The sequence below is a fragment of the Ralstonia sp. UNC404CL21Col genome (assembly GCF_000620465.1).
Taxonomy (GTDB): Bacteria; Pseudomonadota; Gammaproteobacteria; order Burkholderiales; family Burkholderiaceae; genus Ralstonia; species Ralstonia flatus.
The window spans coordinates 782,591-809,520 of the sequence record NZ_JIBE01000004.1 but is presented as its reverse complement, the minus strand read 5'-3'; the positions used below and the strand labels follow the sequence as shown (position 1 = coordinate 809,520).

The window sequence follows — 26,930 nt, the reverse complement described above, 5'->3', positions numbered from 1 at the left end:
ACCGGCTGGCGTCGTCATTCGCCGGCATCGCCATGCGCGCGCGGCGTGCCGATCATGCTGATCGCAGCACTGGCTTGCGCTGCGCTCGTCTCCATCGCGCTGATCGGCCTGTCATGGCCGCGCCGTGACGACACGGAAGTCGCGGCCTTCATGCTGCTTGCGCTCGGCACCGCGCTGTGGAGCGGCGCACGTCTCATGGAGGTCGTGACCTTCGACATGCCCGTGCGCGTGGGCTGGGCCAAGGTCGCCTATCTCGGGATCATGATGGTGCCGGCGGCGTGGCTGCGCATGGTGATTGGCCTCATACGGCCCGAACTCAATGCGTTGCCGCTGGTGCGGGCTGGCTGGGTGCTGGCGCTGCTGGTGGCCGCTGCGTTCATCGGGCTGGTCGCCACCAATGAACTGCACCACCTGGTATGGCTTGATGCGCGCTTTGTCGTCATCGACGGCATGCAGCGCGCCGTGTTCGATCACGGGCGGGTCTTCTGGATCGGCACGGCCTACAACTACGTGCTGCTCGCCATCAGCCTTGTGCTGCTGGTGTTCCCCATCGACGAAGCGGGCTCGGGGCTTTACGTGTCGTCGCGCACGCAGGTGCGACTGGCGCTTGTCATCGGGCAACTGCTGCCGCTGGTGGCGCACCTGGCGTATCTGCAACGCTGGACGACGGCGATCGGCGGCGATCTCACACCGGCCACGTTTGCGGTCAGCACCGCGCTGCTGGGCTGGGTCGTCCTGCGGCCGCGCCTGCGTGATACCGCCGCCTACGCACGGGGCAAGATCGTCGAAGCCATGCGGGACGGCTGCATCGTGCTGGCCCGCGATGGTTCCATTGCGAGTATCAACGCCGCCGCGCGCGATCTGCTGCCCAGCGCCCAGATGCATGCAATGCCGCCCGCCGTGCTGAACGTGGCGGGCATCCTGCGCGAATTCGAGCGGACGCGACTGCCCAATCGCCACCAGGTCTGGCTGCCCGACACGGGCCGCACGCTGGAAGTCACGCTCGAAGGCCTGAGCGACGCGCGCGGCCGGCACGCGGGCATGTTCCTGCTGTTGCGCGACGTGACGGTCGAGCAGATGCAGCGTGCGGGCATGGCCAGCGCCCAGGACGCGCTGCGCGGCGAGCTGCAGCGTACGCAGGCCAAGCTCAGCGTGCTCGAGAACGATGTCAATCGCGACGCGCTTACGCAGCTGTTCAATCGCCGCTTTTTTGAGACACAGGCCCCGCGCCTGTTCGACCATGCCCGCCGGGAGAATCGCCCCGTCACGCTGGCGCTGTTCGACATCGATTGCTTCAAGCAATACAACGACACCTACGGCCACCTGCAAGGCGACGAATGCCTGCGCATGGTGGCCGACACGCTGGGCATGGCGTGCCGTCACCCCGATGACTTCATCGCGCGCGTGGGCGGCGAAGAATTCGTGGCCATGCTGTTCGACCTGAACCGCGATGACGCCCGGCAGGCGGTGGCCCGCGCCGTGGCCATGGTGGCTGAACGTGCCGAACCGCACGCGGCTTCCGTTGCTGCGCCGTACGTCACGCTGTCAGCCGGTGCCGTCACGCTCACGCCTGGCGACGAACGACTGGACGTGCTTTTCGAATGGGCCGATGCGGCGCTCTACGATGCCAAGCGCAACGGGCGCAATACATTCCGCTTTCACCAGGGGCCGCCGGGGCTGCGGAGTGTTGCGGGCCGGGAGTAGACCGCCCGTTCGTAGGGCTACGGCATTGCCTTGTTACGCAACGGCAAGTGCATCGGAAGAATGGACACATGCGCGGGACCACCGCACATGCGCGGCTGCCGCCAGCAGCCAGTCCATTCTTGGAGTATGCGATGCCGACAGGCCAATCCATTGCCACAGTTGTCGACCACTATCTGCGCAATGCCGAGCTGCCCGAAGCCATTTCTGCGCAGCAGACGTTCCAACACGCCTTCGATGTCTATCTGAAGGATTCCAACGCCTACGCCAATACGTATTTCGCCCGGTATTTCGAGTGGCAGGGCGTGGTGCGCGAGCGCTGGTTCCACGAATGCATTGACGCAGATCTGCTCATGAGCGGACGCGTGATCTTCGTGACCAAGCTGGCGCATCAGGAATTCGTTGAAGAGACATTTCCGTTTCAGCGCGTGGAATGCCACCTGAACACCTTCCGGGTGCAGCCGTGCTCGTTCTACATGGTGTTCCGGTTTGTCTCAGGCGGGCGGCTGGTGTCGCTGGGGTATCAGCAGGTGGTGTGCGCCAACGCTGAGCGCGTGATTCAGCGGTTGCCGGACCACGTGCGCACGCGCGTGAAGGCGTACGAGCTGGACACGCTGCCGGAGCTGGCGCACGTGTCCTGACGCTCTGAAGGTGTGAACGTCAGATAGCAGGAGGTTGGGGAAACCGCATGGAGAACAGCGTGTATTCCCCAACCACGGATTCGCACTGGATGCGCCCGCCGAATGCCTGCATGACGCGGCGGCAGAATGTCAGCCCCACGCCCGAGCCCTTGCCGACATGCTTGGTCGAGAAGAATGGGTCGAACATGCGGCGCTGCACGCTGGGCGGAATGCCGGTGGCGCTGTCGCGCACCACGAGCACGTAGCTGTCGCCATCGTGACGGGCGAAGATTTCGATGTGCCCCTTGCGCGCGATCTGGATGGCGTGCAGCGCGTTCTTCAACAGGTTGAACAGCACATAGACCAGCAGCGTGTCGGAGCCCACGAAGCGCCAGTCGGCGTTGAAGGCCTCCACGTGCACGCGTTCGCGCTCGCCGGCCTGAAAGGGATACTGCGCCACGGCTGTCTCCACGCATTCGCGCAGCGAGTGGGCCGCAAAGGTGCGCCGGTCGAGGCGCTCCAGCGTAACGGAGGCCAACGCCATTTCGATCACGCTGTGCGCGGATGCGACTTCCGACGTGATGGCGCCCGCCAGTTTGGACAGGCGATCCAGCATGGCTGGATGTTGCGGCGGTTGGCACAGGCCGTTGTCGATGGCGAGCTGATAGCCGCGGTAGACGTCGGGCCACGCGCGCGCGATTTCGGCGGCCTGCAGGCGGATGGTCGTCAGTGGCGTACGCACTTCATGTGCAACGGTGGCGGCCAGTGCATACGGGCGCATCAGGTCGAACTTGACCACGCCCACGGCGATGATGCCCAGCGCAATGGCCAGCGGGAGCACGCCCGGCGGGTAGAACGCAACGCCGTAGTTGACGGCGTAGTCGGCCGCTGCCAGCGAAATCAGCCCGACGCCGAACAGGCACGTCAGCAACCGTTTGCGCTTTTCGGCGGTGGCATGCCGCTGCTCGCGGTAGAGCACCCACATGCCGCGCGTGACCAGCGCAACTGTCTGGGCGATATGCACGGCCTCCAGCACGCCCGCCTTCGGATAGAAACCGAAGTGGAACGCGTGCACGCCATCGATGACGAGGTTGGTGGTCAGCAGCAGCGCGATCAGCGCGGCATCCAGCGCATAGGCGGCCAGGAGCCAGTGCCGCTCGCTCGGCGCTTCGGCCACCTCCACGGCAAAGTGATACAGCATGGTCGGCATGACGAGGATGGCGATCCAGCCGAGCTTGGCGAGCACCTGGGCTGTGCCGACGTCATGCGTCTGGAAGAGAAACGCCCAGATGCCCTGCCAGAGGCATGTGAGCGTGGTCATGCCGAGAAACGCCAGGCTCGCGCGCGTGCGGCCGCGCGTGGTCACGACGTAGACGCCGTAGAACAGGAAGAGCGACGAGACGAAGGCGGGAAACAGGGCGTACATGGAAATCGGAAGTCGGCGCGATGGCCGCGCGCCAATGGCGACCGGAGTCGACGGTAACCCGGAAGGCTACCGGCAACCCCGCGTTCGTACACGTGTTCCGATATCACATTTTTTTCATTCAGGATTAAGCGAAAGCCTGAAAATGGCGCCGTATCAGGCCACCCCTCCAACGGGTGTGACAAAAAGGATGAGGGAGGATGAAGGCGCCTCGTCCGCTCAAACGATTCAGGTCGCCTCGATGAGCATCGCGTCGATCGCAAACGAATGGTCGGGCGCCACGGCAAAGTAGGCGCGCGCTTCGTCGGCGGCGCGGTCGAACAGGTCGCGGATGGCATCGGCCCGGACCTGCGGGGTGCGGATGCGGGCGATCCAGCTGTCGAAGGCCATCGTCAGCTTCCAGGTGCGTGGCGTGCCGGGCTGGAAACCGGCCTCGACCAGCATGGCCTGCCATTCAGACACACGGTAGTCGCGTACGTGCGACGCATCGCGCAGCACCTCGGCGGTTTGCAGCAGCGTGTCGAGCAGCGGTACTTCCGGCGCGACGATATCCACAACGACGAGCGTGCCGCCGGGTTTGAGCACGCGGCGTGCTTCGGCCAGGCCCTTGCGCACGTCGTACCAGTGGTGAGCGGAAAAACGCGTGGCAACGATGTCGAACGCGGCATCGTCAAACGGCAGGCGCTCGGCGCGGCCGGCTTGCGTGTGCAATTGCGCGAGGCCGCGGCGCGCGGCTTCGGCGGCCACCACGCTCAGCATGTCTTCCGACAGGTCGTACGCCACCATGGTGGCCACGTGCGGCGCCATGGCAAAGCTCACGTGCCCGCCGCCGCAGCCCAGATCGAGCACCTTGGCGTGCGGCACCGATTGCGCCAGCGCGGCCAGCGCGTCCAGATCGGCGCCCTGTGCGTGCACGGCGCTGGTCAGGTAGGCCTGGGCGACTTGGCCGAATTGCTGGTCGACGAGTCGATGCTGCTGCATGGCTGCTCCTTACGGCTTGTGGGATGAGGAGCAGCCAGTGTAGGAGCGCGGCCCGCGCGGCGAAATTCGTGATTCGCGAAACGGGGTATCGCGCAAGCGCGCTGCAGCTATTGCGTGTTCAGACGAAGCGGAACAACTGCGCGGGCGTGTCGACCAGCACCTGCTTGCGGTCCGCTGCGCTGGGCAGCAGCACGCCAGCGAAGGCCCACATCTTGTCGTAGTTGATCTGCGATTCGAACTGCGTGTGCGGCCAGTCGCTGCCCCATACCAGGCGGTCCAGGCCGAGTGCGTCTTTCAGGCGCGGCATGGCGGCCTGCGCGATGGCTTCCCCGCGTCCGTCGGCGCCATTCCGGTATGCGCCGGAAATCTTCACCCACACGCGGCGCGAGCGGCCGGCGGCGAGCAAGGCGGCAAAGCCTGGGTCGTCCACGCCGAGCGCCGGGTCGGGGCGGCCGAAATGATCGACCACCACGTTCACCTTCGCTTCCAGCAGCGGCTGCAGCAGCGCGGGCAGGCGGCGTGCCTCGACGTGCAGTTCCACATGCCAGCCCAGCGCATGCAGGCGTGCCAGCGCGGCTTGCCACACGGGCGATTTCAACTGCGGGTCCGCCGCACCGATCAGGTTCAGGCGGATGCCGACGATGCCCTCGGCATTCATCTGCGCGAGCAGGGTTTCGGGCGCGGCCGGGTCGATGACGGCCACGCCGCGCAAGCGCTGCGGCGCTTGTTTGAGCGCAGCCAGCAGGTAGCTGTTGTCGACGCCCAGGAAGCTCGGCTGGACCAGCACACCGTGCGACACGCCATGCGCGTCGAGCTGCGCCAGGTAGGCCGGCAGCGGCGCGTCATACGTGGGCGCATAGCGGCGCGCATCCGCCAGCGGCAAGCCGCGCTCGAATACATGCGCATGCGTGTCGATGGCAGTGATGCGGCCAGAGGTGCCGCGCGTGGCGTCGCTGCTGCCGGTGGCGGCGCAGCCGGCAAGGGCGGTGGAACCTAGCATGGCAAGCAATCCGGTGTTGAAGGCGCGGCGAGTGGGCATGGGGTTTCCTGGCGGCGACGGATCGAGTGCGTCGTCATGATGTTGTGATGGGCGTTCAGACCGTAACGGCAGCGAGATCGCGGCCCTTCGTCTCGGGCAGCATCAGCACCGCCACTGCGACGATCGAATACGCGATGGCCGCGTCGATGCCGATGGCCGTGCCCAGCGACATCGAGGCGCTCATCTTGCCCACCAGCACCGGGAACGCGGCAGACACCACGCGGCCGAAGTTGTAGCAAAAGCCCACGCCCGTGCCACGCACGCCCTGCGGATACAGCTCGTTGAACAGCGCGCCCATGCTGGCCGGAATGCCCGCCGCAAAGAAGCCCAGCGGAAAGCCCAGCACCAGCATCGCGCCGTCCGACAGCGGCACCAGCAGATACACCAGTACCGTCACCACGCAGCAGCACGAGAACAGCAGGATGTTGCCGCGGCGGCCGAGCACGTCCAGCAGCCACGCGCTGGCCACGCAACCGCACCAGAAGGCGAAGATGATCACCGCCAGGTAGCCGCCCGTGCCGAGCACCGACAGGTGGCGCTCCGTCTTGAGATACGTCGGCAGCCACGTCATCAGCGCGTAGTAACCGCCGTGCGCGCCCACGCCAAGCAGGCCGCCGATCAGCGTCATGCGCAGCACCTGCGGGCGGAAGATGTCGAGCAGCGGAAAGCGCGAGATCGGCATCGCATTGGCGTTCGCATCGGGCTTGGCGGCCGGCACCGGTTCCTTCACGCCACGGCGGATATAGATGATGAGCAGCGCCGGCAGCAACCCCGCAGCAAACATCACGCGCCAGGCGAGGTCGGGCTCGATGAAGGAATACGTGAGCGCATACAGCAGCACCGCGGCGCCCCAGCCCACGGCCCATGCGCTCTGCACGGTGCCCATGGCCTTGCCGCGGTGGCTGGCGCGAATGCTCTCGGCCATCAGCACGGCGCCCGCCGCCCATTCGCCGCCAAAGCCAAAGCCTTGAATGGCCTTCAGCACCAGGAACTGCTCGAAGTTCTGCGCGAAGGCCGAGGCGAATGTGGCCAGCGAGAACCACAGCACCGTGATCTGCAGCGTACGCACACGGCCGAAGCGGTCGGTCAGCGCGCCGGCAATCCAGCCACCCAGCGCGGACGCCACCAGCGTGACGCCCGACACCAGCCCAGCCTCGGCCTTGCCGATGTGCCAGGCGGAGATGATGGTCGGGATGACGAGGCTGAACATCTGCACGTCCAGCGCGTCGAGCGCCCAGCCTCCAAAACAGGCCCAGAACGTGCGCTTTTCCCCTTTCGAAATCTCTTTGAACCAGCCGAACATGCCGTCTCCTCCGGGTGACGTGAGCGACATGTGCGGTACACATTGCTCTAGTCATCTATATGAATGGAGGAATTTTAGGGCGAGACCCAAGGCGATGCAGTCGGTGTTAACCCGTGCGGAGGGGTGAAGCGGGGATCAGGTATGCAGCAGGGCGACCGGCAGATGCGCCAGCACCTGGCCGAGCGCAAGGCGCGGACTCTGGAGTGCCTGGCCGTCGAACGCGCTATGCAGGGCAATCTGCGAGAGCGCGGACGGCAGGCAAACCGTGGTGTCTCGCCATACGCCCGTCGCAAACGCTGGTGTGGCGGTATGGCCAAGCAGGGCGGAGGCGTGCAGGGGCACGATCACGACGATCGCATCGGCGCCATGCGTACGCGCAAACGCGAACACGTGCTGCGCGCCGCTGCCGGTTACGACCAGCGGCTGGTAGTCGCCCGATTCGAATACCGCTGGCAGTGCCGCCCGGAGGGCCAGCGCACGTGCCAGCACGGCTTGCTTGATGCGGCCGTCGGTCCAATGCGCAAGCAGCGGCGCCAGGCTGTTGTCTGCATGCGCGTGCAATGCACGCAGTGCTCGGTGCCGTGCGGCATAGTCGACGGCCCGACGGTTGTCGGGGTCGACGAGGCTGGTGTCCCAGAAATCGGCGCCCTGGTAGAGGTCGGGCACACCGGGCAGCGTGGTGCGCAGCAAGGTCTGGGCGAGGCCGTTGATGGCCGCGGCCGGGGCCACGCTTTGCACGAAAGCCGAGAGAGACGGCAGGAACGTCTGGGCGGCTTCGCCCGTCAGCAGCGTCAAGACAAAATCGCGGCTGGCGGCTTCGTACTCTGCATCGGGTGCGAACCAGTCGGTGCGCAGCTTGGCTTCGCGCTGCGCCTTTTCTTGCCACTGCGCGACACGTTCGGCCAGGTCGCGCACGGCATCGGTGTCATGCCAGTCGAGGCCCGCCGGCCAGATGCCCACCAGCGTTTGATAGAGCATCCACTGCGCAGCGGGCGAGGGCGCGAGGCCGGTCGGCAGATGACGGACCCACGCAGCGTGCTCCGTACGCCATTGATGCGCGGCGGCCAGCCATTGCGCGGGCCGCTCCGACAGCACGGCCAACCGCGCGCGTACGTCTTCACCGCGCTTGTGATCGTGCGTGGCGGTCGTCAGCATGGCGTGCGGCCATGTGAGGGCGCGCTTCTGCATGGCGTGATGGAACGCGTTGGCGCTCATCGAGAACTCGCCCGGATCCGCGCCGACCTCGTTGCGCGACAGCAGCCGCCCGTAGCGATAGCACGCCGTGTCTTCCACCGCCTTGGCCGCCACCGGCGACGACAACTGCTGGCACCGCCGCAATGCGAGCTGGCGCAGCTTGTCCTGCCCGGCGGGTTGCCCGCCCAGCCAGGTGTCGAGCCAGCCGAGCACAGGTTGGTCGATGCGTCGCAGGCAGGCAGCCGCGCCCGACATCGCGGATTGCAGGATGGCCGTGTCCTGGGCATCGCGTTGCTGCGTGCTCGCATAGGTGCGATACACCGGAAAGTGGACGATCACCTCGGCCAGCGCGCGCCGGATGGCGTGCCACGTCACGTCGTGGCTGCTGCGCTCCTGCTGTGCCACCGCATGCAACGCCGACGCGGCTGCATCGAGTTCTGCCGCAAAGTGCGCATGCAGGATCTGACGGCGTGCCGCTACGGCGGTGGCCGAAAACGGCGCTTCGGCCGCCGGCGCGCCGATCCATTCCAGCCACCCCTGCGTGAGCGCCGTCTCGCCATGCGCGTCGTGCAGCAGCGCGCCCACCTGGTTCATGAAGTCGTAGCCGCTGGTGCCGTCGACGCCCCAGTCGCTGCGCATCGCTTCATCGTGGGCGAGGATCTTCTCGACGACGATCCACGGGTGACTCGTGAGCCGGTCAGCAGGACGCGCAGCGTGCTCCGCTTGCAGACGGCGGCGTAGCTGGCGGCAGTAGGCGGCCGGGTCGGCCAGGCCATCAACGTGGTCGATGCGCACACCGTCGATCCAGCCCAGGCGGTAGAGCCGGAACAGCAGCGCGTGCGTCGCTTCAAAGACTTCGGCGCGCTCCATGCGCAGGCCGGCCAGCGAGCCGATGTCGAAGAAGCGGCGCCAGTTGATCTCGTCGTTGGCGGTGCACCAGTGAGCCAGGCGCCAATGCTGGCGCGTCATTAGCGCATCGAGTTGATCGGGCTGCGCGTTCAGCGTGCGCACGGCTTCGGCGATATGTGCGGCGCCGGCTTCGGTGGTGGCAAGGTCGCGTAGCGCGTTGCGTGCTTCGTCTGCACGCTCGCGACGGGTGCGCAGTGAGCGGATCGTGCCGAGCGCGGCAAAGCGATCAGCCACCGCATGCGTGGCGGTGTCCGTGTTGCCGGCGCGAAGCAGCGCGGGGTAGTCGGCCAGCGCAATCGGAAAGCGGTGGTCGTAGTACGCAATGGCCAGTCGCGCGGCCGCATCGTCGTAGGCCAGTTGCAGTCGGCCGCCGGCCAGCGCGTCGGCGTAGCTTTCACCCAGAAACGGCGCGAGCACCTTGTTGCGCAGTGCCGGGTTGGACGGCTGCCATTCGATATCAAAGAAGTTGGCGTAGGCGCTGTCAGGGCCGGATTCGAGCACGTCCAGCCACCACGCGTTGTGTGCGCCGCCCACGCCCATGTGGTTCGGCACGATATCGACGATGAGGCCCATGCCGCGCGCGTGCAGCGCGTCCACCAGCCGTTCGAGCGCAGGTTCGCCGCCCAGCTCGGGGTTCACGCGTGTCGGATCGACAACGTCGTAGCCATGCGTGGAGCCCGGCTGTGCCGTGGTGATGGGCGACGTGTAGAGATGCGAAATGCCGAGCGCGGCGAAGTCGTCCAGCAGCGCGCGCGCATGGTCGAATGTGAAGTCGCGGTGCAGTTGCAGCCGCACCGTGGCACGCGGCACGCGCTGGAGGGTGACAGGCGCGGGGGATGTGAGGGGCGTGAGGGGTGTGGTCGGTTCGCTCATGACAGGCTGATGCGCGCGTTGGTCAGCGCTGACAGGCGCGCCTGGACCGTGGGCGCGTCGAGCAGCGTCGGGGCGGGCGCCGGCAGGCGGCGGCGCCAGTTCGGGTGCGTGTCGATCGTGCTCGGCAGGTTCGGCTGCTCGACAAGCCCCAGCAGGTCTTCCAGCGGCACCAGCGCCAGCGGCGTGTTGGCGGCGCCCGTAAACACCGTGGCCGCCGTGGCAAAGTCCTGCGCGCTGGCTTGCAGGATGACGTCGGCTTGCGCGGCGTTGGCGGCGCGCGCCTGTTCCAGCGCAGCCTGCAGCGGCGCCACGCCGATCATCGGCACACCGCCATCGGCCAGCACCAGCCGGTTGTGCTCGGCAAAGGCGGCGACGAGCGCGGCGCGATCGTCCATGCGGCGCGCGTGCGCCTCGCTCTCGCTCATGCCGGCGGGCAGCAGGCCGAGTTGCGCTTGCCAGCGCAGATCGTTGCCGATCCACCAGCCGACAAGCGTGGGCAGATCGTGGGTGCTGGTCATCGCGACGGACGCCGGCGCCCACGTGCGTGGGGCCTTGAAGGGCGCCTCGTCGCGCGTGTATTCGCGCTCGAACCAGAGGATGCGCATGCCCAACAGGCCGTCCTCGGCGAGCTTGTCTCGCAGGCCCGCGGGCACGGTGCCAAGGTCTTCGCCGATGACGATGCACCGGTTGCGCCACGATTCCAGCGCCACCAGCCGCAGCAGATCCTGCATCGGGTAGCGCAGGTACACGCCGTCGAGCGGCCGTGCACCATCCGGAATGACCCACAGCCGCATGAGCCCGAGCACGTGGTCGATGCGCACACCGCCGGGCACCGCCATCACCGCGCGCAGCATCTCGATGAAGGCCGAGAAGCCCTGCGTGCGCATGGCGCGCGGGCTGAAGGTGGTCAGCCCCCAGCCCTGCCCCTGTGCGTTGAACAGGTCGGGCGGCGCGCCTACCGTGACGCCGATCAGCAAGTCCCGCTGACGGGCCCACGCGTGGCTGCCTGCGCTGTCGGTGCCCACCGCCAGGTCGGCGATGAGGCCGATGGCCATGCCGGCGCTTTCCGCGGTGCGCTGCACGAGGGCCCACTGGCGCGCTGCCGCCCACTGCAGGAACAGGTGGAAATTGACCGCGTCTTCATGCTCGCGTGCGAATGCCTGCACCGCCAGGTAGCTCGGGTCCTGATACTGCTCGGGCCATTGCTTCCAGTGTGCGGGTCCAAGGTGCGCGGTCAGCGCTTCAAAGTGTGCGTGGTCGCGCAGGCTGACGCCGCCGTCGATGCAGTACGCACGAAAATCATCCAGCAGTCTCTGCGCGGTGGTGTCCCCAAGCGGCGCCTGCAGCAGGCGGTGATGCAACGCGCGCAGCACCGTCATGCGCGCGTTCCCGCTGGCCGGCCAGTCGATGAGCGGTGCAGCCTCCAGCCGGGCATAGTCTGCGACGAGGTTGCAGTCGACCACGGCTTGCCGCACGGCTTCCTCTCCGAAGAGCGCGGTGGGGTCGATCATCCATGCGTTCAGGAACAGCCGGCTTGATGGCGAATACGGCGAGTAGCGACGCGCGTCGGCCGTGAACATGGCATGCACGGGGCTGAGCGCCAGTGCATCCGCACCGTGCTGCGCGAGGTGCCGCGCCAGCGTGCCGGCCGCGGTGTAGTCGCCCAGGCCGGCGCTGCTGGCGGCGCGTTCAGCCCCGCATCGCAAGCCATAGAGCTGCGCGGAAGCGCCCCACACGCGGGTGTCGGTGGGGCGATCGTGCTGGCGCAGGGCATCGGCCACGCCATAGCAACGCGCGGGCGCAATCGCGAGCGTGGCCTGGATCACCGTGCCCGGCCCCCCGACGATGGTCAGACGGTGGTAACCCACGGTGTGCACGGGCCCCAGGCGCAGGGTTGCATGGTGCTCGCTTGCGCTGACGCTGATGTTGCCGTCGGTGCTGCCGCCTGGCTCCAGATCGACGCGATAGGTTTGTCCGTCCAGCAAGGCCGCCTGCGGCGCCGCAGTCTGCAGCACGATCGGCTGTCCGACCACGCCGGTCACGAGCGGCGGTATGGCCACCTCTTCGGCTTCGGCGCGCAGGCGCGCCTGGCTTTCCGACACCTGGGCCGGCGTGCCGGCCGGCAGCCCCAGCGTGTGCAGCACGGCCCGCAGCACGTCGTCGGCCACCTGCTTGGGCTGGCTTGCCGCGTCTTCCCAGTCGACCAGCAAGCCGGCATCGGTGGCCAGTTGCTGGAGCGGGGTGCGTTGCGTGCCGGATAAGTTGGTCGTGCGATCCATGGATGGTGTGCGGGTGCGTTGATACGTCGGCGCGTTGCGGTTGTCGGCGGTCAGGTGGGTGATGGCGTGTGCAGCAATGCCACGCACGCGCGCTCCGGCAGGCGATGTGCGATGAGCGCAGCGGCGGCGCCCTCGCGCGATTCGTGCAACAGATCCGCGGGGCTGCCCGCCAGCACCGTGGGCACCGCCACGGCTTGATCGGACAGATTCACCATCAGCGTGAGCACGCTGCCATCGCCCATGCGCCAGCGGGCGAGGGCGCCGGCGTTGCCGAGTGCTACCGCATCGAGCGCGCGTGCCTGGGGCAGCCGCGGGATGATCTCTGCGTGACGCAGCGCCAGCAGGCGGTGCATGCGGTTCAGTGTGTTGAGCTGTCCGGGTTCGGCCAGGTTGGCCTCGCCGGGGCAGGAGGCGAGGTAGGTCAGTTCGTCGTTCGGGTCGGGAATGCGCTCGCGCTGGTGCGGGTCGGCAAATGCCGCGAACTTCGCAAACTCCTTGCGCCGGCCTTCCCGCACGGCTTCGGCCAGCATGCCGTGGTGGCTGGTGAAGTATTGGAACGGGCATGTGCTGCCCCATTCCTCGCCCATGAACAGCATCGGAATCTGCGGGCTCAGCAGCAACAGCACCTGTGCGGCGTGCAACGCATCGGGGTGGGCGAGCTGCGTCAGCCGTTCGCCAAAGGCGCGGTTGCCGATCTGGTCGTGGTTCTGCAGGAACAGCACGAATGCGGTGGGAGGCAAGTGCGCGCTCGGTTCGCCGCGCGGCGCGTTTTCGTGGATCGGTGACGGCTCGCCCTGGTAGCAGAAGCCGTCTTGCAGCACGCGCGCCAGGCGCTGCGCGGGCGCGTCCGCATAGGCGGCGTAATAGGCTTCGCGTTCGCCGGTCAGCAGCACGTGCAGCACGTTATGGCCGTCGTCGTTCCACTGCGCATCGAAGTCGCCATGGGTGTCGCCATCGCGCAGCAGCGATGCGGCGTTGTGCTCGTTCTCCAGCACCAGATGCACATGCCGGCCGGGCTCGGCCGACAGCCGTACGCGGGCGGCGAGTTCGCCCAGCCAGTCGCGCTCGGTGATGGCGTGCACGGCGTCGAGCCGCAGGCCGTCAAAGCGATATTCCATCAGCCACATCAGCGCGTTCTGGATGAAGAACTCGCGCACCTGCGGCCTGCGGAAATCGATGGCGGCACCCCAGGGCGTATGCACATCGTCGCGGAAGAAGCTGCGCGCGTAGTGGTGCAGATAGTTGCCGTCGGGCCCGAAGTGGTTGTAGACCACATCGAGAAACACCATCATGCCGAGCCCGTGCGCGGTGTCGATCAACGCCTTGAGGTCGTCCGGCGTGCCGTAGCTGGCGTCAGGCGCAAAAGGGAGTACGCCGTCATAGCCCCAGTTGCGCGCGCCCGGAAACTCCGCCACCGGCATCAGCTCGATGGCCGTGATGCCCAGCCGCGCCAGTTCCGGCAGCCGCCCGCGCACACCCTTGAAGCCGCCCAGCGCGCCGACGTGCAGTTCGTACAGCACCGTCTCGTGCCAGGGCCGGCCCTGCCAGTCGGCGTGCTGCCAACGATAGCGCTGCGGATCGACGACGAGGCTCGGGCCCGGTATGTCCTGCCACTGCGCGCGGGCCGCAGGGTCGGGCACCGACAGCGTTACGCCGTCCTGATTGGTGAGGCGATACCGGTAGCACGTGCCGGCGCCCACGGGCGCCACGGCTGCATACCAGCCGTCGGGTTCGGCATCCATGCGGATGGCCTCGTTGCCCCGCACATCGTCGATGTCGATCCAGGCGGCGGTCGCGTCCGGTGCCCACAGGCGGAAGCGGGTGTTGCCGTCAGCCAGGACGGTGGCGCCGAACGGCATGTCGTGTGCAAACCGGGGGGCGGGTGCGGTCATCGCGTGGCGTCTCCATTGTCATCGCTGGCGGCTTCGCCGGCGGTCGGTGCGGCGCGCTCGTCGTCGGTCGCAGGTTGTTCGGGCATGTCGCTCTGTGGTGCGTTCTGCGGTGCGTTCTCGGGTGCGTTGTGCGCGTCATGAACCTGCCCGAGGGTTTCGCCGCTGGCGTCTGCATCCGGCTGCCCCGCAATCTGCGCGATCGTGGCGAGCTGTGTGGCCAGCAGCAGCACAACGCTGCGCCCCGCCACTTTCAGGGTGCTGCCGCTGTGCGGTCGAGCGTCTTCCTCGGGCGCTGCGCTGTCGATGGCGAGCAGCCAGTCCATGGCCGGCTCGGGCAGCGTGAATGTCAGGTCCGTCGCCGCACCGTTGATGAGCAGCAACGCCACATGCGGGCGTGCCTCCGCGTCGATGGTCTCGACGCAGGCGCGGCGCAGCGCCAACGCCCGCGCCTCGCTGTCGTTCCACGCGTCGGGCGAGAGCACCTGGCCGCGCTCGTCGAACCAGGCGATGTCCGGCACGCCCGGCAGGATCTCAGTGTTGCCGTGCACGTAGTGCGGCCAGCGCAGCGCGGGGCTTGCCTTGCGCAGCGCGATCAGCCGCGCCGTATAGCGGGCGAGCGCCTGCCCGGGGTCTTTCTGCAGCAACGACCAATCGAGCCACGACAGGGCGTTGTCCTGGCAATAAGCGTTGTTGTTGCCATCTTGCGTGCGGCCGAATTCATCGCCTGCCAACAGCATCGGCGTGCCGTTGGAGAAGAACACCGTGGCCAGCAGTGCACGCGTCACGCGTTCGCGCAGGGCTTGGATGGCGAGGTCATCGGTCGGGCCTTCGGCGCCCCAGTTGGCGCTGCAGTTGTCGTTGTGGCCGTCGCGGTTGTCTTCGCCGTTGGCATCGTTGTGCTTGTCGGCGTAACTGACGAGATCGTGCAGCGTGAAACCGTCGTGCGAGGCCACGTAGTTGACCGATGCCCAGGGCCGGCGGTGGCGGCGGTCGAAAAGATCTCCACTGCCGGTCAGGCGTGCTGCCAGGTCGGGTCGCTGGCCCGAGTCACCGCGCCAGAAGCGGCGGATGCCATCGCGAAAGCGGTCGTTCCACTCCGCAAAGCCCGGAGGCTGGTTGCCGACCTGATACCCGTCGGGGCCGACGTCCCAGGGCTCGGCGATGAGCTTGACGGTGGAGAGCACAGGGTCCTGCCGCACGGCATCGAAGAAGCCCGACCCCGGATCGAAGCCGTTGCCCTCGCGCCCGAGCGTGACGCCCAGGTCAAAGCGGAAACCATCCACATGAAACGCGTTGACCCAGTAGCGCAACGAGTCCATCACCATCTGCAGCACGCGTGGGTGCGACAGATTGAGCGTGTTGCCGCAGCCTGTGTCGTTGATGTAGTAGCGCTCCTGGCCGGGTACGAGACGGTAGTAGCTCGCGTTGTCCAGGCCGCGGAACGACAGCGTCGGCCCCAGTTCGCTGCCTTCGCACGTGTGGTTGTAGACCACGTCGAGCAGCACTTCGATGCCCGCTGCGTGCAGACGCCGTATCGCCACCTTCAGCTCGTGCAGCGAGGGCGCCGACAGGTACGAGGGCTCCGGCGCAAAGAAGCACAGCGTGTTGTAGCCCCAGTAGTTGCGCAGGCCGCGCTCCACCAGAAACTGGTCCTGCAGAAAGGCGTGAATGGGCAGCAGCTCGATGGCGGTGATACCGAGCCGCTGCAGATGCTCAATGAAGACACTGTCGCCCAGCGCACTGAAGGTGCCGCGCTCCGGCGGCAGCAGGTCTTCTCGCAGCATCGACACCCCGCGCACATGGCTCTCGTAGATGACCGTGCGCGACCACGGCGTGTTCGGGCGGATGTCGTTGCCCCAGTTGAACGATTCGTCGGTGACCACGGCCTTGGGCATGGCCGGGGCGCTGTCGCGGCGATCGAATGAAAGATCACCGCGGTTGGAATTGAGCCGATAGCCGAACAGCGCATCGGACCAGCGCAGCGAGCCCACCAGCCGGCGGGCGTAGGGGTCGAGCAGGAGCTTGTGCGGGTTGAAGCGGTGGCCGTGCTGCGGCTCCCACGGGCCGTAGGCACGGTAGCCGTAGACGAGGCCGGCTTCCACGCCGGGCAGGTAGCCATGCCAGACCTCGTCGGTGCATTCGGGCAGGGCGAAGCGGGTCAGTTCCTTGCGGCCGGTGGGGTCGAAGATGCAGAGTTCGATCTTGCTGGCGTTGGCCGAGAAGACGGCGAAGTTGATGCCCAGGCCGTCCCATTGGGCGCCTAGGGGGAAGGGTTTGCCGGGGGAGAGGGTTTTGGGGAAGCGGAGCATTCGTGATTGATTTCAGGGTTGTCTTTGCCTTGGTGGTTTGCCTCGCTTTCGTCCCCTGCCGGGGCCGACTCACTTTCTTTGTCTTGCCAAAGAAAGTAAGCAAAGAAAGGCGCGCCCGAGATGGCGACCCCTCCTTGAATTTTCGTAACCGGGCGGAGAACGGGAAAACTCGCTGCGCTCAGACAGTTCCCGTTCTTTTTTCCGCCCGCTTACGAAAATTCAAGGCGCCATCTAGGGCAGGTACGGCCAAACCGGCTGGGCACCGCCCGTGGCGCTGGGTGCTTCTTTCTGTCGGGGCTCAAAGCCCCGGGATTGGGCTTCTGAACGTCAACGTTGGCGTTCGGAACCTCAACGCTGGAGTTCGGAACATCAACGTTGGCGTTCGAGTACTTCAACGTCGGCGTTCAGAACCTCAAAGCTGGCGTTCAGAACCTTGATGTCGAAGCCTCAGAACCGCAAAGCTGAGGTTCAGAACCTCAAAATTCAGGTTCAGAACCTCAAAGTCCGAGTTCAGAACCTCAGAGTCGGAGTCCAGAACCGCAACGTCCGAGTTCAGAACCCCAAATCTCAAGTTCGGAACCCCGAAGTCGGAGTTCAGAACCTCAAAGTCGAAGTCTCTCAACTCCAAAGCACCCGTTCACAACTTCGATGTACGCGTTCTGAACTTCGAAGTTGAAGCGCGGACCCCAAGTCGCAGCAAGGGCACGGCGCACGAGGCGGTGTGCTCCCACTGCAACGCCAGTGCCACGACGGTGTGGCCGTACCCTGCCCTAGATGGCGCCTTGAATTTCTGTTGCAGAGAGGAAAAAGGAAGGGAAACTGTCTGAGCGAAGCGAGTTTTTCCCTTCCCCTCTCTGCGACATAAATTCAAGGAGTCTTTCGCCATCTCGGGCGCGCCTTTCTTTGCTTACTTTCTTTGGCAAGACAAAGAAAGTGAGTCAGCCCCGGCAGGGGATGAAACAAGAGACGCACCACCAGCAAAAACTCAAACCTTCAAAACCACAACCCCCAACGGCGGCAGCCGCAACACCAACGACTGCCCCTGCCCATGCGCCGCCACGTGGTCCACATCCACCGCCCCGCCGTTCCCGAAATCGCTGCCGCCATACACGGCAGCATCCGTGTTCAGCACCTCGCGCCACTGCGTGGCCCCGTCCGCGGGCGGCACGCCAATGCGATAGCCCTCCCGCGGCACCGGCGTCATATTCGCCACCACCAGCATCGGCCGCCCCTCGCCATCCAGCCGCAGGAACGCAAACACGCTGTTGGTGCGGTCATCGCCAATCACCCAGTTGAACCCTTCCGGCGCGGTGTCCCGCGCATGCAGTGACGGTTCGTTCCGGTACAGCGCATTGAGGTCGTGCACCAGCCGCTGCACGCCACGGTGCCGCGGGTCGTCCAGCAGATGCCATTCCGGCGAGGCATCGTGGTTCCATTCGCCCACTTGCCCGAACTCGCTGCCCATGAACAGCAGCTTCTTGCCCGGGTGCGTCCACATGAACGCGAGGTACGCGCGCAGGTTCGCCAGCCGTTGCCATTCATCGCCGGGCATCTTGCCCAGCAGCGAGCCCTTGCCGTGGACCACCTCGTCGTGCGAGATCGGCAGGATGAAGTGCTCGGAGAACGCGTACACCAGCCCGAACGTCATGCCGTCGTGATGGTGCTGGCGGTACACCGGGTCGCGCTGCATGTAGTGCAGCGTGTCGTGCATCCAGCCCATGTTCCACTTGTAGTCGAAGCCCAGGCCGTTGAACTCCACCGGCGCGGTCACGCCGGGCCACGCAGTCGATTCTTCGGCGATGGTGATGGCGCCGGGGCAGCGTTCGTGCACGACCGTGTTCATCTGCTGAATGAACGCCACGGCCTCCAGGTTTTCGCGGCCGCCATAGCGGTTGGGAACCCATTCGCCGGCGCGGCGCGAGTAGTCGCGATACAGCATCGACGCCACGGCATCCACGCGCAGGCCGTCGATATGGAAGCGCTCCAGCCACTCCAGCCCGCTGGCGATCAAAAAGCCGCGCACTTCGTTGCGGCCGAAGTTGTAGATGAGCGTGTTCCAGTCCTGATGGAAGCCTTCGCGCGGGTCCTGGTGTTCGTACAGCGCGGTGCCGTCAAACTGCGCCAGCCCGTGCGCGTCGGTCGGGAAGTGCGCGGGCACCCAGTCGACGATGACGCCCAGGCCCGCCTGATGGCAGCGGTCGACAAAGCGCGCAAACGCCTCGGGCGCCCCAAAGCGCGCAGAGGGTGCAAACAGCCCCAGTGGCTGATAGCCCCAACTGCCACCAAACGGGTGCTCCGCCACCGGCAGCAGTTCAATGTGCGTAAAGCCGAGCGCCGTGACGTACGGAATCAGCCGGTCGGCCAGCTCGTCCCATTGCAGGTTGCGGCCGCCGTCTTCCAGATCGCGCAGCCACGAACCGGCATGCACTTCATAGATGCTGATGGGCGCGCCGGGCTTCTGGCGTTCGGCGCGCGTTTGCATCCACGCGTCGTCGTTCCAGCGCAGCGGCGCCGGGTCGGCCACGACGGAGGCGGTCGCAGGCGGCGGTTCGGTCTGGCGGGCGGCGGGGTCGGCCTTGACCATCAGCCGGCCGTCGGCACCGATCAGCTCGAACTTGTAGCGCGCACCGGGGCCGACGCCCAGGCCGCTGGGCAGGAACAATTCCCACACGCCGGCCTGATGGCGCAGGCGCATCGGGTGGCGGCGGCCGTCCCACTGGTTGAACTCGCCCACCACCGACACGCGCTGCGCATTCGGCGCCCACACCGCAAAGCGCACGCCGCTGATGCCGTCGATGCGCATCGCCTGCGCGCCCAGGCAGCTTGCCAGCGCCCAGTGCGTGCCCTCGTTGAGCAGATGCAGGTCCAGGTCGCCCAGCAGGAGCCCGAAGGCGTATGGGTCTTCGGTTTCCTGCACGGCTTCATGGCCGGTGCCCGCAGGCCAGATGATGCGCAGGCGATAAAGCTCCGGGTGGCCATACACGTCCTGCGCATCGGCACGAAGGGGGCCGTGGAACAGCCCCGTGCGGCCGACCGGTGTCATCTCCGTGATGATCTGGCCGCGCGAGTCGATGGCCTGCACGCGTCGCGCGCCCGGGTAGAAAGCGCGCACAACCCAGCGCGTGCCGTCCTCCGTGTCCAGGCGATGGGGGCCCAGCACGGCAAACGGATCGCCCAGACGGCCATGCGTCAGCGCATCCACGCGCATCTGGTCGACGCCCGGTGGCAGCACGATCGGCGCCTCGGGTTCGGTGGCGGTTTTGGTTGGGGTGGCAAAGTCGAGCGCGGTCACGGTGGGCCTCCGGTCGAGTCTTCCGCAGCGGGCGGTGGTGGCTCTGCATGCAGCAGGCGACGTGCCACCCGCGTGAAGCCTTCCAGCGGAATCGGCAGCCAGGTCGGGCGGTTGGACGCTTCGTAGTTGACCTCGTACGCGGCCTTTTCCAGCAGGAAAAGATCCAGCAGGTGAAAGTCGACCACGGGCTGATCCAGCGCGTTCAGATCGGGCCCCCGAATGGCGGCGGCATACGCCTCCAGGAAGCGTTCGGTGGACGCAGCACGGAATCGCTCCAGCAGGACGTTGCGACGCTCCTGAGCTGGGCCGGCCACATGTTCCGGGCCTTGTCGCATGGCGCCTACCACGTAGTCGAGTGAGCGCATCAGCCCGGCCACGTCGCGCAGGGGGCTGGTCTTGCGCCGGCGTTCTTCCACAGGGCGCGAAGGCTCGCCTTCAAAGTCGATCAGGAAAGCATCGCCCTGCGCCACCAGCACCTGGCCGAGGTGGAAATCGCCGTGGATGCGCGACAGCGTGGCGCCCAGGCCGTCTTCGGCATGCGTGCGGGCGGCGTCGAGCAGCGCCTGATGTTGCGACAGCAGCCATTGCACGTCGGCTTGCAACGGGCTGTCGGGGTTTTGCCGTTGCCATGCCGTCAGGTTGTCGTGCGCCCGGGTGAGCTGTTCGCCCACGCGGGCGATCCAGTAGGCGGCATCGTCGGTGTCGGCAATGCGCGCGCCGAAGTTCGGGTCTTCGGTGGGCGCCGCCAGTGCGGCATGCAGTTCGCCCAGCCGCGTGCCGATCACGCCGATGAAGTTGACGTAGCCGGCCAACGCCTCGTCCGTATCCACGCGCGCTTCCGAGACGGCCACCGGAGACGATTCACCATCGCCCGTGGTCACGCCTTCCATCTGCACGGCGAGTTCGTCGATGGTGCGCCGCAGGTAGTCGAGCGCCCACGTCCACGCATCGCCCTGGTTGGGAACGAAGCTCTGCATGACGGCCAGCGTGGCGCGTTCGCCGTCGGCAGCGTGGTGAGACACCTCGCCGATCAGCGCCGCCGTGTTCGCATAGCCTACGCGCGTGAGGTGGCGCGTCATTTCCACTTCGGGGTGGATGCCCGGCGCGATACGGCGGATCAGCTTGACGATGACGGACTCGCCAATCACCAGCGAGCTGTTCGATTGCTCTGCTGCCAGCCACTGGATGGGCGTGTCCGGCGCCAGAGGCAGCGGCGCAGGCCGCTTGCTGCCGGCTTCCGGCGCCTCGGCAGGTTGGGCCAGCTCCGCGAGGTTCGGCTCGGGCTCGAAATGCACGGTGCCGTCATTGGCTTCCAGCGTGGTGCCGCGCACGAGGTTGGTGAGCAGCGCGCGGGCGAAGGTTTCGGTGGTGAAGGCGTCGGTCAGGTAGCCGACATGGCGGCCGCGCCGCACGCGCGCCAGCGCCAGCTGAATGGGCAGGGCCGGCAGCGTGGACGATTCCCAGGCGATGGACAGCGGCAGCAGGTAGCGCTCGACGCGCTCGGTGCCGTCGGGGCTGCCTAACGTGACGGCCACTTCGTTGAGGAACACTTCAGGCCGCGTCGCCCCGGCCAGCGGGCGGTTGGTGGATGCAGCATCCACCGGCACGGTCGCGCCCCACGCAAACTTCGCGTTACGCAGCACGCTGTCCTTGGCGGCAAACCAGCGGCGTTTGGGCAGATACGTCGGCAGGATTTCGCGTTCGATCAACTGACGGTGTGCCTCGCGCTGCCGCGTGTCGGCCACCGCATCGAGGCCGGCGCGCAGCACCAGCGTCGTGAACTCGGGCAACTGCTCTGCAGCCGGTTGCGCCCAGGTCGGCCCCGGCTCGTTCTCGCGCAGCTCCAGCCAGTAGAAGGCGTATGGCGGCAGCGTGAGCAGATACGACAACTGCCCGATGGGCGGAAACGCCGTCCCACCAATCAGCTCCACCGGCACCCGCTGCGCAAAGGCGGACAGGTCCAGCTCCACAGCCTGCGAGGCGCGCGAGAGATTGGCCACGCAGAGGATGGGCGCCTCGCCTTCCAGCGCGCGGATATACGCCAGCACCTTGCGGTTCGAAGGCTGCAGGAACTGGATGGAACCCCGGCCGAACACGCGATGCCGCTTGCGCGTGGCCAGCAGCCGGCGCGTCCAGTTCAGCAGCGAATGCGCGTCGCGGCTCTGCGCCTCCACATTCACCGATTCATAGCCGTACAGCGAGCCCATGATGGCCGGCAGCACGAGCTGTTCGGGGTCGGCGCGCGAGAAGCCGCCGTTGCGGTCGGGGGACCACTGCATCGGTGTGCGCACGCCGTCGCGGTCGCCCAGGTGGATGTTGTCGCCCATGCCGATTTCGTCGCCGTAGTACATGACGGGCGTGCCGGGCATGGAGAAGAGCAGGCTGTTCATCAGCTCGACGCGGCGGCGGTCGCGTTCGAGCAGCGGTGCGAGCCGGCGGCGGATGCCCAGGTTCAGGCGCGCACGGCGGTCGCTGGCGTAGACCTCCCAGAGGTAGTCGCGCTCGGCGTCGGTCACCATTTCGAGCGTCAATTCATCGTGATTGCGCAGGAAGATGGCCCATTGGCAGCCGGGCGGCACCTCCGGCGTCTGGCGCATGATGTCGGTGATCGGGAAACGGTCTTCACGCGCGATCGCCATGTACATGCGCGGCATCAGCGGGAAGTGGAACGCCATGTGGCATTCGTCGCCGGCACCGAAGTATTCCTGCGTGTCTTCCGGCCACTGGTTGGCCTCGGCCAGCAGCAGGCGGTTCTTGAATTCACCGTCCATGGCCGCGCGAATCTTGCGCAGCACTTCGTGCGTCTCGGGCAGGTTCTCGTTCGACGTGCCTTCGCGTTCCACGAGATACGGCACGGCATCCAACCGCAGACCATCCACGCCGAGGTTGAGCCAGAACTTCATCACGCCGATCACGGCCTTGAGCACGCGCGGGTTGTCGAAGTTGAGATCGGGCTGGTGCGAGTAGAAGCGGTGCCAGTAGTACGCGTTGGCGACCGGGTCCCACGTCCAGTTGGACGGCTCGGTATCGATGAAGATGATGCGCGTGCCGGCGTATTTCTTGTCGTTGTCGGACCACACGTAGAAGTCGCGCAGCGCAGAACCCGGCTTGGCGCGCCGCGCACGCTGGAACCACGGGTGCTGATCCGACGTGTGGTTGATGACCAGCTCCGTGATCACGCGCAGGCCCCGCGCATGCGCTTCGGCGATGAAGCGGCGCACGTCGGCCATGGTGCCGTAATCGGGATGCACGCCGCGGTACTCGGCGATGTCGTAGCCGTCGTCACGGCGCGGCGACGGATAGAACGGCAGCAGCCAGATGACGTCCACGCCCAGCTCGGCAATGTAGTCGAGCTTGGAGATCAAACCGGGGAAGTCGCCGACGCCGTCGTTGTCGGAATCGCAGAACGATTTGACATGCAGCTGATAGATGACGGCGTCCTTGTACCAGAGCGCGTCGTCCACCAGCAGCGCGGTCGGATTGCGCGTCATGACGGGTTTTCCTCCGAAGGCAGGGCCGGGCGCACGCGCCAGATGGCAAACGGCTGCTCGGGTTCAAGGCGGATGTGCTGCCACTTGCCGCGCCAGACCGTGCGCTGGCCGTTGACCAGGTTCTCGGCCATCAGCGCGCCGTGGTCGGGCAGGCCCCATTGCCACAGTGGCAGTTCGATGTCGGATTCGTGCGCGTGGTGCGGGTCGAGGTTGATGGCGACGAACACCGTGTTGTCACCAAAGCGGTCCGGTGACAGGGCATTGGCCAGTTCGGCCAGTTCGGCCGGTGCGGTTTCCAACCGCGCGGGCAGCACGGGCGGCGTCGATTTGCTGAAGAACAGGATCTGGTCGCCCGAGGCCGGCTGGAAGGTCACGCCCAGATGCGAGTGCAGCGCTGGGTTGGCCCGGCGGATGCGATTGAGCAGGGCGATTTCCTTGACGATGTTGCCGGGGCGGTTGTGGTCCCACGCACGCAACTGGTATTTCTCGGAGTCGAGGTACTCCTCCTTGCCGGGCACCGCGGCGCCTTCGCACAGCTCGAAGCCGTTATAGACGCCCCACAGGCCCGACAGCGTGGCCGCCAGCGCTGCACGAATCAAAAAGCCCGGCCGGCCCGAGGTCTGCAGGAACACCGGGTTAATGTCCGGCGTGTTGACGAAGAAGTGCGGGCGGAAATATTCACGCACCGGCGTGCGCGTCAGCTCGGTCAGGTAATCGATGAATTCCTGCTTGGTGTGCCGCCACGTGAAGTACGTGTACGACTGCGAGAACCCGACCTTCGCCAGCCGGTACATCACCTTGGGCCGCGTAAAGGCTTCCGACAGGAACACCGTATCCGGATAGCGCGCACGCACCTCGCCGATCATCCATTCCCAGAACGGCAGCGGCTTGGTGTGCGGGTTGTCGACGCGGAACAGGCGCACGCCTTCGTCGGCCCAGAACATCACCACGTCGCGCAGCGCCGTCCACAGGCTGGGCTTGGCGTCGTCGGCATAGAAGTCGACGTTGACGATGTCTTCGTACTTCTTGGGCGGGTTCTCGGCGTATTTGATGCTGCCGTCGGGGCGCCATGCAAACCAGCCGGGGTGCTCGCGCAGCCAAGGGTGATCGGGCGAGCATTGAATGGCGAAGTCCAGCGCCAGTTCCAGGCCCTTCTCACGCGCCGCGCGCATCAGGCGGCGGAAATCCTCCAACGTACCGAGCTGCGGATGGATGGCATCGTGTCCGCCTTCGGCAGCGCCGATCGCGTACGGGCTGCCGGGGTCGTCGGGCTCCGCGCGCAGGCTGTTGTTGCGGCCCTTGCGATTGGTGCGGCCGATGGGGTGGATCGGCGGGAAGTACAGCACGTCGAAGCCCATGCCGCGGATGGCGCCCAGGCGGCGGATCACGTCGTCGAACGTGCCGTGCCGCTGTTCGTCATCCGATGCCGAGCGTGGGAACAGTTCGTACCAGCTTGCGAACGCTGCGCCGGCGCGCTCCACGTCGAGCGGGTACGCCACGCTTTCGACATAGAACGGCCGGTAGTGCGAGGCCTGCGCCATCACCTGTGCGGTCACCGGGTCCAGCAGCAGCTTGAGACGGTGCGCGTGATCGGCATCCGCCAGCAGTCGGGCCAGCTTGTGGAGCGCGTCGGCGGCGGCGTCCTGCGGGGCGTGCTCGGCTGCCTGTGCGACCAGCCGCGCGCCTTCTTCCAGCTCCAGCGTCACGTCAACGCCGGCCGTGTGCTTCTTCTCCAGCTCAGACCGATAGGTGCCGAAGGCATCGCGCCACGCAGCAACGGCGTACACGTGCCGCCCCAGCCGTTCCGGCCGGAATGCGCCGCGCCAGCGGTCGTTGCCCAGGGCCACCATCGGCACGTGCTGCCAGGTGTCTTCATCCTGAGCGCGCCACAGCAGGTGGACGGCCAATTTGTCGTGCCCGTCCATCAGCACATCGGCCTCGACGACGATGTCGTCGCCCACCAGGCGCTTGACGGCAAAGCGTCCCTCTTCAACGGAGGGCTGTACCTGTTCGATACCGATGCGCGGCGAGGCGAGGGCTGCGTTGACAGGGTCCTTCGCTTCGCTGGCCTTGGCGCGCGGGCTCTTGGCGGGCTTGCCCGTTGCGGGCGTGCGCACCGGGGCATTGCGGAAGACGCGCCAGACCTGCACATCGCCGGGCAGCAGATCGATCTCCGCTAACGGACGTGCATTGGCACGCAAGGTGTCGTCGCAACTGCCGACCGGCTCCGTCAACAGATCGAGCGCCACGCCGCGCGTAAAGCCGCCGGCCACGCCAGGCAGGAAGTGGTCGGCATGCACCGATACGCCCATGTAGAGGTCGGGGTTGATGACCGTCAGCGTGGCGGCATCGCCTGCGCGCAGGTCCGGGCCATCTGCGCGCAAGAGCGCGGTGGCGGGCGCGTCGGGGCCAGTCAGCATGCGCAGTTCGGCGTGCGGCGCGACGGTGTTCGTCTGGCGTGCGGCGCGGATGGTCGCATTCACATCGCGCACCGCATCGCTCAGGTCGAATGCGGCATGCGCGTCGATCCATTGCTGGTCGGAGGGATCGCCGCGCTCGGCCAGCATCGGCAGCAGGGCGCCGCGTTCGAAGCCCAGCGGCATCAGCCAGCCGGCATCGAGCGTGTCTGCCACGTGCAGGAGACGGCGGTAGGCGCGTTCACGGATCATCGCGTCGCCAAACGCCTGGCCGTAGCGTGTGCCGAACGGTGCTTCCACTGTGGCGATGGGCGGTGCGACGGCCGCCAGGCGGGCGTGTTCTTCCACCATCCAGCCGGCACGGAAGTCCCACCAGCGCAGCGACGAAAACGTCGCGTCAAAGCCGGCGCCCGCCAGTGCGTCGATGGCCGCGCCGTCCATGCCGGGCGTCCACGCCAGGAAGCGGACGGCGGCGGCCTCCTTGCGCACGTCGGCAATCAACGTGCGCCAACGTTCGGCAGGCAGGCGGGCCGGCGCTTCGCAGCGGAATCCGCCGATGCCCAATGCGGCCCAGTTGCGCAACTGCTGCGTCCACCACGTGAGGATGGCGCTGGCGGTGCGCGGGTCGTCGTGTCGGAAGGAGGCGACCTCCAGGTGCGACGGCGGCAGGCGCGGGTCGAGCGCGTCGCCGTCTTCGGCGTGGCTGGCGAACCAGTCGGGGTGGTCGGCACGCAGCGGCGCGTCAACGGCAACGCGGTCAATCACGAGGTCGAGCAACAACGTCAGCCCGCGCGCGCGGCAGCCTTCGGCCAGCGTGGCGAGCGCGGCGTCGGCCGGCCCGCCGCCCAATGCTGCATGCAGTTGCGCATGGTCCCGCGTGACGAAGACGTTGCCGGCCGCACCCACGGCAAACGGCGGCGCCATCAACACATGGTCAAAACCCAGTGCGGCAATGCGATCGAGCACGCCGTCCCACCGGTCGAGCCTGCCCAGTTGCAGTGGATGGACGTAGCAGATGGCGGGCGCATACGGAGCGTCCACCGCAGCCGGCGGCCCTTCGGCGGGCGGCGCGGCCGGCTTCGTGACCGATTTGGCTTTGCTGCCGGGCGGCTTGGCCGCCTTCAGTGCGGCAGTGGTTTTGCGAGGCGTAGCGGGCTTGGGCGACTTGGTCTCTGGCATGCGTGAAAGCGGGGCAGGGCGTCAGGCG

Annotated in this window: 13 protein-coding genes; 2 read left to right on the top strand and 11 right to left on the bottom strand. The window is 66.9% G+C overall.

What is annotated here, in order from left to right:
- The first annotated feature begins 54 nt into the window (after window positions 1-54).
- Window positions 55-1,704, top strand: coding sequence for a diguanylate cyclase domain-containing protein (locus tag N511_RS0111685; RefSeq protein WP_027679457.1), 1,650 nt, complete (start codon window positions 55-57; stop codon window positions 1,702-1,704).
- Window positions 1,705-1,835: 131 nt separating this feature from the next.
- Complete coding sequence (locus N511_RS0111680) at window positions 1,836-2,342, top strand: acyl-CoA thioesterase (protein ID WP_027679456.1); 507 nt, start codon at window positions 1,836-1,838, stop codon at window positions 2,340-2,342.
- 19 nt (window positions 2,343-2,361) lie between these two features.
- Here the strand turns inward: N511_RS0111680 and N511_RS0111675 are convergent, their stop codons facing one another.
- The 11 genes from N511_RS0111675 to N511_RS0111620 all read right to left on the bottom strand — a co-directional run bounded on the left by N511_RS0111675 (window position 2,362) and on the right by N511_RS0111620 (window position 26,902).
- Complete coding sequence (locus N511_RS0111675) at window positions 2,362-3,747, bottom strand: sensor histidine kinase (RefSeq protein ID WP_027679455.1); 1,386 nt, start codon at window positions 3,745-3,747, stop codon at window positions 2,362-2,364.
- A gap of 225 nt (window positions 3,748-3,972) precedes the next feature.
- Window positions 3,973-4,725, bottom strand: coding sequence for a class I SAM-dependent methyltransferase (locus N511_RS0111670; protein WP_027679454.1), 753 nt, complete (start codon window positions 4,723-4,725; stop codon window positions 3,973-3,975).
- A 118-nt stretch (window positions 4,726-4,843) separates the two neighbouring features.
- Window positions 4,844-5,764 carry an amidohydrolase family protein gene (locus tag N511_RS0111665; RefSeq protein ID WP_027679453.1) on the bottom strand — a complete coding sequence of 307 codons (921 nt, stop codon included), beginning with the start codon at window positions 5,762-5,764 and terminating at the stop codon, window positions 4,844-4,846.
- A 55-nt stretch (window positions 5,765-5,819) separates the two neighbouring features.
- On the bottom strand, window positions 5,820-7,067 hold the full coding sequence (locus N511_RS0111660) for an MFS transporter (protein ID WP_027679452.1): 1,248 nt from the start codon (window positions 7,065-7,067) through the stop codon (window positions 5,820-5,822).
- A gap of 135 nt (window positions 7,068-7,202) precedes the next feature.
- On the bottom strand, window positions 7,203-10,043 hold the full coding sequence (treY, locus tag N511_RS0111655) for a malto-oligosyltrehalose synthase (RefSeq protein ID WP_027679451.1): 2,841 nt from the start codon (window positions 10,041-10,043) through the stop codon (window positions 7,203-7,205).
- Window positions 10,040-12,322 (bottom strand): 4-alpha-glucanotransferase, encoded by a 2,283-nt coding sequence (malQ, locus tag N511_RS0111650; RefSeq protein ID WP_027679450.1) that lies wholly within the window; start codon window positions 12,320-12,322, stop codon window positions 10,040-10,042. Before malQ ends, treY begins: the two co-directional genes overlap by 4 nt.
- A gap of 50 nt (window positions 12,323-12,372) precedes the next feature.
- Window positions 12,373-14,214, bottom strand: coding sequence for a malto-oligosyltrehalose trehalohydrolase (gene treZ / locus N511_RS0111645; protein ID WP_027679449.1), 1,842 nt, complete (start codon window positions 14,212-14,214; stop codon window positions 12,373-12,375).
- Window positions 14,211-16,523 (bottom strand): glycogen debranching protein GlgX, encoded by a 2,313-nt coding sequence (gene glgX, locus N511_RS0111640; RefSeq protein WP_027679448.1) that lies wholly within the window; start codon window positions 16,521-16,523, stop codon window positions 14,211-14,213. Before glgX ends, treZ begins: the two co-directional genes overlap by 4 nt.
- Before the next feature lie 985 nt (window positions 16,524-17,508).
- Window positions 17,509-19,815 (bottom strand): 1,4-alpha-glucan branching protein GlgB, encoded by a 2,307-nt coding sequence (glgB, locus tag N511_RS0111630; protein WP_027679447.1) that lies wholly within the window; start codon window positions 19,813-19,815, stop codon window positions 17,509-17,511.
- Entirely contained in the window at window positions 19,812-23,306 is a 3,495-nt protein-coding gene (gene treS / locus N511_RS0111625) for a maltose alpha-D-glucosyltransferase (protein ID WP_027679446.1), read from the bottom strand. Before treS ends, glgB begins: the two co-directional genes overlap by 4 nt.
- Window positions 23,303-26,902, bottom strand: coding sequence for a maltotransferase domain-containing protein (locus N511_RS0111620; RefSeq protein ID WP_051530909.1), 3,600 nt, complete (start codon window positions 26,900-26,902; stop codon window positions 23,303-23,305). Before N511_RS0111620 ends, treS begins: the two co-directional genes overlap by 4 nt.
- Window positions 26,903-26,930: the final 28 nt, after the last annotated feature.